Genomic DNA, 12,676 nt, shown 5'->3' with positions numbered 1-12,676 from the left:
TGCGTGATGTGTCTGAGAGTCGGGTATTTGCGCCCGAAAGTTCATCCGTACGTAAAAACGGCGGTATAGGAGAGTTGCGATAAAGACTTCTGCATATTTATACACAGCGTGAAGGGCAGTGTGCATAAATATGCAGAAGATTTTGGTGTCGGTATGTGTTAATCGGGGATGTCACCTGTCATGTACGAGACATGGCCGTACGGTTATGCCGCTGTCAGTCGGATTCTTCGCCTGTCGATATGGTAACAGGGCCGAGAAGTCCCGAGGGTTCTAACGGAATGTCCTTGAGAGGAGCGCCTCTGAAGTCGTGACCCAGCACAATGTTGGTCTTTGTGTATTTCTGAGGAGTGGCCGACATCTCGTCGCCGGCAACGCGGTTATACCATGAATTGACAACCTCCACTTCCAGTATGTTGTCGCCGTCGGTCAGATCATCGGTCACCTCGACGCGGAAAGGTTTGGTCCAGACTATGCCTTTGTCCTTGCCGTTGAGTCGTATGGAGGCGATACCCACATCCTTTACGTCGCCGAGTTGCAGGAAGTAGCGCTTGTCCGTTTTCTTGTCGAAGGTTGTCTTGAAGCTCTTTTTGTAGACAGCGGTGCCTGAATAATACTTTATACCCTTGTCCGGATGTGAGGTCCAGTCGGTGAGTTCGCTGAATGTCACCTCTCCAGGACCGCCCCATTCTGTATCAAAACCGACCGTCCATGCACCTTCCAGTGTCTGAATGGTGTTATATTCCAGGCTGTTATGCTGTCTGTCTCCCTGTCTTTTCTTGCTTATCTTCTTGTGGAATACGATTATGACAGAGCCGTAAGGGGCAAGCGTCAGTGGTATGGTTGTGATGCCGTCTGCCTGGCGGAAAGCCCTGGCCTCGCTTATGCTGCCGTCCAGAGCGTTCCATATCTCGGGCTGCATGCCGCATACACGGAAGTCGGCCATTACGTTACGGCTGAGTTCTGTCTGGTTACTTACAAAATAGATGTGAGTGTCTCCGATTGTGTAATGTATGTAATCATAATCGTCTTTGCTGCTGTTTCCCTGGATAGAAAAGTCTCTCCGGACATTCTGCGACAGCAGATATTCCTTGGCGGTCATGCCCCATACTACTTTTCCTTTGCCATATACGTGTTGTCCGACGGAGTCTTCGGCCGTTCCCCATATCTGTTCGGAAAGTCTGGCAAATTCTTTTGCTCCGTCTTCTCTTCCAACCAGCGACACAGCCTTCTCCGGTTTGTAGCCAAGAACTGTCGCACCTTTACTTATCAGATTCTCCAGTTTTTGCAGTACGGCCAACGACAAGACCTTGTGGTCGGGCAGCACAAGTATTTTGTATTTTCTTTTGTTTGGTGTGACTATCTCGCCGTTTCTGACGTCCAGTCTCAGCAAAATAGTCTCGTCCGTAACGTCATAGTCGAAGCCGAACATAGCACCTGCCGGATCAGAATGCTTGTAAGGAAACACGTTAGGAACATGGTCTCCATAATAATACAGTACGTCTGCCACGAAGTCGCCTTCCTGTACAAGCGATTGAACGCGGCTTATGTAGTTGAAGAAAGGAGAAGACTTGCTCCACCATGTTACTTGAGGATTGATGTGTGTCCCGGCAAAATATTCCTGTCCGGGCAGGCCCTGTTCTTTTGGAGAGCAGGTGAATGTGTGGAGATAGACCCTGTTGAGGCCTGCGCATATTTCGTGATCGAACGATGGCTTCTGGTCATGCCACAGTTCGTCATTCCAGTGCGGGCCGATTGTTGTGAAGGATTCGGCACCCACAATCCTTTTTCCATAGATGTGTGCGGCAGACGAAGCCTGCTTTATGAAGAAACGGTTTTCAGGTTTGGGACGATGTGGAGACGGTGCCCAGAACTCACTCATCATGATGTCACTGAAGCCGTAGTTCTTTATACCGTCCAACGGTCCTGCATGCGGTCCTGCCGATTCGGGCTGTATGCCCATGTTGTATTTGTGGGCATACTCGGCAAAACGTGCATAATGGTTTATGGCAACCAGATGGCCCATGGTCTTTCTGAAATCTGCAAGGAATGCATTTGACACATCCATGTTTTCGATGATGTGTCCAGCGAATATGGGTAGAAATGCTGTCAGATCATATCCGCAGTAATCACGGAATTCATCTGCGAAGGAGTCGGTCCAGTTCATTCCTCCACATTCCCAGCTGTCTGTTTCCATGAACTTGAGTGTTGTTCCCAGATGTTCTTCACCTATTGCGCTGAAGATGGGTTCTACGACGGTGTTCCAGTAAAAGTCGAAAGCGTCCTTGCTCATGTAATCCAGTACGCTGCCCTGCCATTTGCCGCTGGATGTCGAAACAACCGAGCGCGTACAGGTGTAGCCGATGCGCAGTATGTTCCACTTTCCTTTGGGAGCATCCCATCGCAGAACACCTTTATCGTCCATTCTATTGCTTATGTTCAGAACATTCTTCGGATTAACCGTGAAGATATCCTTGTCGTTTCCGGCACGTTTGTCTTGAGGTTCGTCTTCGAGCAGGAAACGGCAATCGGGAGCCGAGCCGCCCAATTCATGATATCCCATCTTCAAATCCAGCTTGGATATGCGCTTCAGCGTTTTGTTCTCTTCTTCTGCGGGAAAGGCAAGAACGGCAATGTCCTTATAGAAATTATTATGCTTTCGCGGGTTGTCCAGTTGTATGCTGATTGTCTTTCCGCCAGTAACCAGCCGTTCGGTGTATGTCAGTTGTTTTGCGGAATATTGTGGAGTGACGCATGGTCCTCCCAGGTTCCATCCGCTCTGAATGTTAAATCCCATAACCAGTCCAAGCCGTTTCGCTTCGTCCAAGGCATAAGAGAAAAGTTCTATCCATTCCTTTGAAGCGAAGGTCGGTCCTGATGGTATGTCTTTGTTTCCGCGCTGGTTATGACCGCCTGCATCGAATATCATGGCGCCTTGGAAGTTTTTAAGCTTCATGGCTTCCAGATCCTTTCTGATGGCTTCTTTGGTGACGTTTCCGTTCAGCCACCACCACCAGCAGTTCACTCCATATTTCTGAGCAGGCTGCTGGAAGTTTGCCTTGAGGTCATCGTAGGTATCATGAGAATTTATATTGTGCGACATGCCGCTTAGGTTATGACACACACACAGCAGCACAGACAATAATATTCTAAAACAGTTTCTTTTGTAATTCATATGTTAATAGTAAGTAAGAAGATATAGGCGGTTAACCGCAGTTATTGAGATTATAATCTGTATAAGCAGTGCATCACTCATTCATGTATGCGCTGTAACGACCAACCTGTGGCCGTGGAAGGCGCAGCCTGGCGGTATGCACCGGGAAAGAGTAGGCAGTAGCCGGCTGTGCTTGTATGTTATTGCAATATTAACCAATTTTTTTGTTAATATGGTTTTTGAAATGAAAAAGTTGACTTTACAGTTTATGCCAGACATGAATATTATATTGCAGAACTCTTGTTTGGCGATATCATTATTGGTTATGTCGCCGTCTATGTGCGGCAGTCAGGCATACTGCAGTATGGATGGCATGAAATGGTGATTCTTTCGGTGCCATTGTATGAGTTGTTTGGTTATAAGGTTGTGATGGATGAATACAAAACAAAAGCAGGAGGAAAGACAGACTGCTTTCCTCCTGCAATGATGTTGTATGATCTCACATCATGCCGGATACAGTCATTTCTTTATTATCTTTGATGTCTTCTGACTGTTCTGTGTATTCACTGTGAGCAGATACATGCCCGTATTCACAGAAGATAGGTCGAGGGTTTCGCATTTGCCTTCGGCTTTGCTGACGAGATGACCGGCCATGTCGTTGAGTGTGAGACTGGTCACAGGCTCGTCGCTCTCTATGTGGAGCACTCCGTCGGTGGGGTTCGGATATACTCTTATGCCGTTTTCGGTCTCTACTGCGCTGATGTCGGTGGAGATGTTGGTGGTGAAGGAGTAGCTGCCCGAACCGAGGGTGAATACAGCACGGTCGTCGGTAGTGCCTTCATACTTCACACCTTCAGACTCTTCTGCCGGTCTGCTGCCTTCATACACCTTGCTGCCTTCTGCCACAGGCATGAGCAGACGGGCGGTGGTGTTGGCCGGAACAGTGACTTTGTAGCTGAGGCTACCGTCTGCTCCGAGCTGCCATGCGCTCTTTATGCTGCCGTAGTTGGAGGCTACTGTGGCATCGACGCTGGTGATGCGTTCCTGTCCCTGTGGCAGTGTGGTGCGTGTGTCGGGGTAGGGCTGGAGTATGATGTTCTTGAATCCGGCGTTCTGTTCGTCGGCCTCGATGCCTGCCATGTATCTGTACATCCACTCGGCCACGGCTCCGTAGGAGTAGTGGTTGAAGGAGTTCATGGATATGTCTTTATGGAATCCGGTCTCCTTGGTGTAGGAGTTCCAGCGCTCCCATATTGTTGTAGCACCCTGATCCACGCTGTAGAGCCATGACGGACAGTTGCGCTGGAGCAACAGGTTGTAGGCTTTGTCGATGAGTCCCACCTGCGAGAGGGTGGTGTTGATGATGCCTGTGCCTACGAATCCGGTGTTGAGTGTCTCGTTGTTGGAGCTTATGGCACGTGCGAGCGCCTTTATTGTGGCCTGTTCGGATGCCTCGTCGGGCAGCAGACCGAAGCGCAGCGCGAGCAGATAGCCCGTCTGTGTGTGCTGCTTGGGCAGTCGGTTGCTGATGTAGCGTGTGGCGAACTCGGCCTTTATGTTGTTGTAGAGCTGCTCATACTCGGCTGCCTTTATGGCGTACTCGTCGCCGGGTGCCTTGCTGAGAACCTGCGACATCTTGCTCATGAGCAGTGCGTCGTAAGCATAGTAGCACACACTGACGTAGCGCGAATCGGTCGGTACGAACGACACCCAGTCGCCGTAGTTGGTGCCGGCTCCCTGATATTTGTAGCCGTCGCCGGCCTGGGCTGCCATCCAGTCCATGTATTTCTCCATCGATTCGTAGTTCTCCTCGATGATACTCTTGTCGCCGTGCATGAGATAAGTGGTCCAGGGTACGATGATACCTGCGTCGCCCCATGCGCCGTTTCCGTAGCCAACCCATGCTATCGGTGCCACATCCGGATAGGCACCGTCGGGACGCTGGCTGTCGCGCATGTCACCCATGAATTTGTGATAGAAGGCTGCGGTGTTGGCGTTGTATGCAGCCGTGCGGCAGAATATCTGTGTGTCGCCGGTCCATCCGAGGCGTTCGTCGCGCTGCGGGCAGTCGGTCGGCACGCTCATGAAGTTGCCGCGCTGGCCCCAGATGACGTTGCTGTATAGCTGGTTTACGGCGTCGTGGCTTGTAGTGAGCGACGAGCCTTCCTCGTTGTCGGCACCTACAACAAGTCCTTCGATGCCGTTTATCTCGATGTCGTCGCCGGCAGTTATCTCACAGTAGCGGAATCCGTAGTAGGTATTTGTAGGACTGTAGGTCTCGCCTTCCTCATCGCCGCGAAGTGTGTAGTACATGGAAGCCTTGGCAGTACGCAGGTTGATGAGATACAGACTGCCGCCGGGGCCGTCGTCGCCACGGTTGGTGTCGCCCTTGTCGTTGAGCATTTCGCTGAAGCGCGCACGGAGAGTGCAGCCGGCCTTACCCTTGACGTTCACTCTCACCCAGCCCACCATGTTCTGGCCGAAGTCGTAGATTACGGTCTGGCCTTTCTTCAGTTTCACGGGTGAGTTGCCGCTTGTCTCGGACACAATGTTCACCATGCCATAGGCGGTGCCTGTCTGCTTGATGCCTTCGTAGATGGTGATGTGCTCCGGCAGACGTGTCAGTGAGGTGCGTATGCGTGCCGCCGGACCTTCGAAGGCGCATATCTCGCCGGTGAAGTCGCGGCTCGACACGATGGCGTGCCATGCAGACTGGTCGTAGCCGGCCTTTGTCCAGCTGTCCTCGAGAGTTGCGTTGTAGGTCTCGCCGTTGTATATGTCGCCCTTGCGCAGTGCACCGTTGTCGTATGTTGCCCATGAGGCATCGGTCACAACAGTCTCCTTCGAGCCGTCGGTGTACTCGATGACGAGCTTGGCCATGAATGCCACGGTTTTGTCGCCATACTGTCCGTGGCATATGCCGCCGGCCCAGTAGCCCGATGTGACGGTAGCTCCGATGGCGTTGCCGCCTTCCTTAACGAGTGTCGTCACGTCGTGTGTGTTGTAGAATACCTTCTTTGCATAGTCGGTCCATCCCGGTTTCAGTTCGTCGTAGATGGTTGTTCCGTCGTCCTGAACGTGGCCTACGCGGGTGCCATTGATGAATACGTCGTATATGCCGAGGGCAGAACTGTAGAGCTTGGCCGACTTGACGGGTGCCTTGGCCGTGAACTCTTTTCTGAACATAGAGGCTGCACCCATGGAGCTTTCCATGAATCTCTGCTCGCCGTTGGCGGTGTATACATAAAGCTGGTTTGAACCGTCGTGTTCAGTTATTGTGCCGTCGAACATAGGAGCATTGCCCTCAAAGTCCTCTGACAGACGCACGGTCTCATTGTCGTCAGCGCTGATGGTAGTCACCTTTACGTTGTCGGCATAGGCCGGACCCTCGTCGTCGGCATGTGTGCGGAAGCCAGTGTAGCCGTCGACAATCTTTCCGGAAGCGGTGTATGTGTCGACGAGCTGGCCGTCGATGTAAGTCTTCACGGTGTTGTCTATGACTTCTATACGCATACGGTGAGGTTTTCCAAGTATCTCATCCTTTGTGAACGCGTCGATGCGCGTGTCGCTGTAGGATGGCGTTGTGCTGTTGCTGTAGACATGGCGTCGTATGGCCGGATAGTCGTAGTCCTTGCAATTGAGCGCCCACATATAATAATTGTTCGATGCGGTATAGGCGAACACTACGCCCACATTGCCTTTCATCAGAGTGATGTCCGACTCGATGGCATATCCTTTGGCACTGTCGGCTGCTCTGGTGAGGCGTGCGCGGGCCGAACCTTTGGCGCCTTCCTTCTGCCAGCAGTATTGTGCCGACTCCGTGCCTTCAAAGTAGAGGCGTCCGCCTTTCACGCTTCCTGCCGTGAAGGTGGAGTTGCCTTCAGAGAAGTCTTCGGTGAATACGGACACACCGTCCACGCTTATGTCGAAGTCGTCGTAGTAGGCGGCCTCATACAGGTTTTCGGTGTATTCGGAGCGTGCTGCACGGAATCCGATACGTCCGAAGGGGAAGTCGCCGCGGCGCTCGTCTATCAGAATGTCGTTGATATATGTCTTTGCGAGCATGCCGTTGTCGGTTATGTCGATGCGCAGGGTGTATTCCTCATTGTTCTTCAGGTCGATGATTCCGGTGAGGTCTACGTCCTCGAGGCATGACGGACTGTTGTTCAGCCAGCGGTGAGGACGGAAGCGCGGATAGTCACCCTCGGTGTTGAACTGCCACATGTAGTAGTTGTTCTCGTCGGTCATACCGAAGCACAGGCCGGCTGCCACCTTCGCGATCTCGAATTTGCAGCTTATTGAGTAGTCGGATATTTCGTTCTCGTCGATATATCCTAGCGGATTCTTGGAATATCTTATCCATTTGGCTCCGTCCCATCCTGTGCCCATGAGTCCGGTTTCGAAGTAAGCCTTCTCTGTCGAAGTGGCCTCGTTGCCCTTGTTATCGGTCACTGTGACCTTCCAGTAGTAGCGTGTCGAAGGAGCGAAGGTGTGGTTCGGACTTACCATCACCGACTGGTCGGACTCCACAACGCCAGAGTCCCACACGATGTTGGAGCAGTCGCTGTCTGAACACACTATGATGCGGTAGCTCTTCTGCATCACTCCGCGTTCGTCCGACTGCAATATCCAGCTGAACGTCGGCGCCTTGTCTATGCCCACGGGATTGGTGAGCGACAGGGTGCGCAGCTTTTCTACAGTCAGAGCATGAGCTACTCCTGCAAACAATACGCCTAACATCAGCAACCATAATCGTGGATTGCGTGTAAGAATGTAGTTTTGTTTCATGATTAATAGTTATTATATTGATATTAATGATAAATATTCTCTGTGTCATCGTCCGCCACTTTACGCATACAGGCTGCCATGTTTATTTTGTCGCCTGTGGTATGGGAGGATTCATGACCTGACCAAAGTCATAACAAACAAATAGATACTATCGGTTGGTGTGGTTAGTGTCAGTTTTATAATAATGTATTTATGCAAATTTAAGAATTAATGATAACCCGTTCAAACTAAACACTGCTATTTTGATATTACATTGTTTGTTTCTCTCAAAAAGCATATTAATAGTATCATTCTGTATAGTACGGCATTGTGGTGTATATTGTAATACGCAGCACTGTTGTGCAATGTCATGGAATGATGAAGATATACTTTTGGGACAAATGGTTCGGCCTTCATATAAAACATTCGGAATCTATAGAAAAACAGATATAAAAAGCAACTTATTAGTTTGCCATTGTATCCATCTTTCACTATATTTGTAACATGTATTGAATCTATTATTTGATAAGAAGAATCATAAACTATGAAAAAGATATTAGGACTGGATCTTGGTACCAACAGCATAGGCTGGGCTTTGGTAAAGGAAAGAGAAAACGAAAATGAACAATTTTCGATAATTAGACTTGGGGTAAGAGAAATTTATCTTACTACGGACGAGCAGAGTAATTTTGAGAAAGGTAAATCTATTACAACAAATGCTGATCGTACTCAGAAACGTAGTATGCGTCGGAACTTGCAACGGTATAAGATTCGTCGTGATAGTCTCATAAATGTGCTGAAAGACCATGGCTTTATAGCGGCGGATACCTTACTGAATGAAAACGGTAACAGGACAACCTTTGAAACTTATCGTCTTCGAGCTAGAGCTGTTACAGAAGAAATTTCACTGGAAGAGTTTGCACGTGTATTGCTTATGATAAACAAGAAACGTGGCTATAAGAGTAGTCGTAAGGTAAAATCTAATGATGAAAGTGGACAACTGATAGACGGAATGGAGGTTGCGAAGAAACTTTATGATGATAATCTTACTCCAGGACAATATGTTGCATTACTTTTACATAATGGAAAGAATAGTATACCAGACTTTTATCGTTCTGACCTAGTTGATGAGTTTAACAAGATATGGAACTTTCAACGACTTTTTTATCCTAATGTGCTTACCGATAGCCTTAAAGAAGAACTGAAAGGTAAAGGTGATAAGGAAACATGGGCCATATGTTCAAAACCCTTTGATATTGTAGGTCTGAAGCGCAAGACGAAAGGATGGGAACAGAAAAAAGAAGATTACGTATGGCGCGCTGAGAGCCTGCATCATAAAATAGATCTTGAGAGGCTTGCAATAGTCTTGCAGAAAGTCAACGGACAGATAAAGAATTCGAGTGGATACCTCGGAGCTATAAGTGACCGCAGTAAGGAACTGTTTTTTAATAAGCTTACTGTAGGGCAATATCAGATGTCAGAGCTTGACAAGAATCCAAATTTCAGCCTTAAAAATCAGGTGTTTTACCGTCAGGATTATCTTGATGAGTTTGAGTGTATTTGGGAGACTCAGGCTAAGTTTCATAAAGAACTTACGCCAGAACTTAAACATATCATACGTGATATTGTGATTTTTTATCAACGTCCGCTGAAATCCCAAAAAGGACTTATCAGTCTGTGTGAACTTGAAAGTCGTGAGATTGAAATAGAAAAGAATGGTAAGAAAGTCAAAAAGACAATAGGTCCGCGAGTGTGTCCAAAATCTTCACCGATGTATCAGGAGTTCAGAATATGGCAGACTATAAACAATCTTCAGGTATCAGGTATGATTGTTGCAGATAACCGGTTTGATTTGTTTGGTGAAACTGTAGGTATGAAGTTTGGCAAACGCTTTCTTGAACAGGAAGAAAAAGAGATTCTCTTCAAGGAACTCAACTTCAAAAGCAAGTTGGCGAAGAAAGAAATTCTTAGATTGCTCTTCAAAAACTACAAGGAACTTGACCTTAACTATAATGAAGTGAAGGGCAATACTACTATGGCTGCATTATTAGAGGCATGCAGTAAGATTATTGAAATGAGCGGGCATGGTGAGTATGATTTTTCTAAGATGACGGCAGATGAAATAAAGGATATTGTGTTTCCAATATTCAATGGACTTGGTTTCAATACAGACATATTATCTTTTGATTCGTCTGTTGAAGGCAAGGCTCTTGAGAAACAGCCGTCTTACATGTTTTGGCATTTGCTCTATTCTTATGAAGGCGACAAATCAAAGACCGGTAATGAAAGTCTCATAAATAAAATATCCGAATGTTATGGATTTGATAAAGAGTATGCCGCTGTTATTGCCGGCATAAGACTCGAGCCTGATTATGGTAATATTAGTGTAAAGGCAATGCGCAAGATACTGCCTTACATGAAAGACGGCCTTGGATATAGTGACGCTTGCCAATACGCTGGTTACCGGCATTCAAAAAGGTCGTTGACAAAAGAGGAAATCGATTCCAGACCATTGAAAAATAAGATGGACCTGTTGCCACGTAACAGTCTGCGTAATCCTATAGTTGAGAAAATTCTCAATCAGATGATTAATGTAGTGAATGCTGTTGTTGATGTTTATGGAAGACCTGACGAGATTCGTGTTGAAATGGCACGTGAGCTGAAGAAAACCAAGGCTCAGCGTGAGGAGACTGTAAAAACAATAAGAAAGATTACTACTGAAAATGAAAAATACAAGAAAGAACTTGAAGAAGAGTTCGGACTGAAAAACGTGAGCCGCAACGATATTATAAGATACAGACTTTATTTAGAATTGAAGGACAACGGATTTAAGACTCTTTATTCAAATACCTATATACCACGTGAGAAATTATTCAGTAAGGAATTTGACATTGAGCATATTATACCACAAGCAAAACTGTTTGATGATTCTTTATCAAATAAGACACTTGAAGCTCGAAACGTAAATATTGAGAAAGCCGATTCTACTGCTTATGATTATGTAAAAGCTAAGTATGGAGATGAAGGACTTAAAAAATATAATGAGAAGGTCAAACAGTTGTATGAGAAAAAGATTATAGGTAAGACAAAATTTAAACGGCTTCTTACCACGGAAAAAGATATTCCTGATGGATTTATTAATCGCGATTTGAGCAACACTCAATACATTGCCCGTAAGGCATGTGAGATTCTTGAAGAAGTGGCTAGAAGAGTAGTGTCGACAACTGGTTCGGTTACGTCCAGATTGCGTGAAGACTGGCAGCTCGTTGACATTATGAAGGAACTTAATTGGGATAAATACGACAGGCTTGGATTAACAGAGATTGTAGAAGATAGAGACGGAAGACGTATCAAGCATATTAAAGACTGGACAAAGCGTAATGACCAGCGCCACCATGCAATGGATGCACTGACCATTGCATTTACAAAACCTGCATTCATACAATATCTTAACAACTTAAATGCTCGAAGCGATAAAGGTGGCAGCATATACACAATAGAACGCAAAGAACTTTATCGTGACAATAAGGGCAAACTTAGGTTTTATCCACCTATGCCGCTTGACGAATTCCGTGCTGAAGCGAAATGCCATCTTGAAAATATTCTCGTGTCTATAAAAGCAAAAAACAAGGTGGTTACGCGTAATGTTAACATCACGAGGACGGAAAAAGCAGAGAAAGGAAAACATGAGAGAATACAACTAACACCACGTGGGAAACTTCATAACGAAACCATCTACGGCAGTATAAAGCGCTATGATGGAAATAAGGAAAAAGTGAACGCTTCGTTTGACGTGTCAAAGATTATGACTGTTGCAGACAAACGTTACCGTGAAGCATTGCTCAAAAGATTGGAACAGTTTGATGGCGATGCCGAGAAAGCGTTTACTGGGAAAAACAGTCTTGAGCAAAATCCGTTATACGTAGATGAACTTCATACAAAGAAAGTGCCTGATATGGTGAAAACCGTAAAGTTTAAAACCATTTATACACAACGTAAGGGAATATCTGATGAATTGAAAATAGACAAAGTTCTTGATAAGAGAATAAGAACGATTCTTGAAGAAAGGCTTGCTGAATTTAATGGTGATGCGAAAAAAGCATTCTCAAATCTTGACGAGAATCCTATATGGCTTAATAAAGAAAAAGGTATAAGCATTAAGCGTGTCACAATAAACAGTGGTCTGAAAGACCCTATAGCTTTGCATGACAAACATGACAACAATGACCGGCTTATACTCGACAAAGATGGAAGGAAACAGCCGTCTGACTTTATAAAAACGGACGGTAATCATCATGTAGCCATTTTCTGCGACAGTGAAGGAAATATACAGGAACATCTTGTTTCTTTCTATGAGGCTGTGGCACGTGCTGTGCAACATCTTCCGGTAATAGACAAAAATTATAACAAAGATAAAGGCTGGCAATTCATGTTCACTATGAAACAGAACGAATATTTTGTATTCCCGAATAAAGAAACCGGATTCGATCCTAAAGAGATTGATTTGTTTAATCCGGATAATTATGAAGTCATAAGCCGTAACCTGTATAGAGTACAGAAATTATCTTCAAAATATTATGTTTTCAGGCATCATCTGGAAACAACTGTTAACTATAAGAAAGAACTGCAGGGAATTACATGGAAACGTATAACATCTTTGAGGAATATCAGGAATATTGTTAAGGTCCGTATAAACCATCTTGGACAGATTGTCGATGTTGGAGAATATTGAATTTTATATGAATAAATGAAAGTATT

Annotated in this window: 3 protein-coding genes; 1 reads left to right on the top strand and 2 read right to left on the bottom strand. The window is 46.2% G+C overall.

Features of this window, described 5'->3' with window-relative positions:
- Positions 1-214: 214 nt before the first annotated feature.
- Together WKT13_RS01235 and WKT13_RS01230 are read right to left on the bottom strand one after the other, a co-directional pair.
- Positions 215-3,100, bottom strand: coding sequence for a glycosyl hydrolase (locus WKT13_RS01235; protein WP_340322473.1), 2,886 nt, complete (start codon positions 3,098-3,100; stop codon positions 215-217).
- A 570-nt stretch (positions 3,101-3,670) separates the two neighbouring features.
- Positions 3,671-7,939 carry a family 78 glycoside hydrolase catalytic domain gene (locus WKT13_RS01230; protein WP_340322472.1) on the bottom strand — a complete coding sequence of 1,423 codons (4,269 nt, stop codon included), beginning with the start codon at positions 7,937-7,939 and terminating at the stop codon, positions 3,671-3,673.
- Positions 7,940-8,462: 523 nt separating this feature from the next.
- Here WKT13_RS01230 and cas9 point away from each other — a divergent pair.
- Complete coding sequence (cas9, locus tag WKT13_RS01225; protein WP_340322471.1) at positions 8,463-12,650, top strand: type II CRISPR RNA-guided endonuclease Cas9; 4,188 nt, start codon at positions 8,463-8,465, stop codon at positions 12,648-12,650.
- Positions 12,651-12,676 lie beyond the last annotated feature (26 nt).

It is taken from the genome of Prevotella sp. HCN-7019 (genome assembly GCF_037890215.1).
Taxonomy (GTDB): Bacteria; Bacteroidota; Bacteroidia; order Bacteroidales; family Bacteroidaceae; genus Prevotella.
This window is presented reverse-complemented; position numbering and strand designations above follow the sequence as displayed.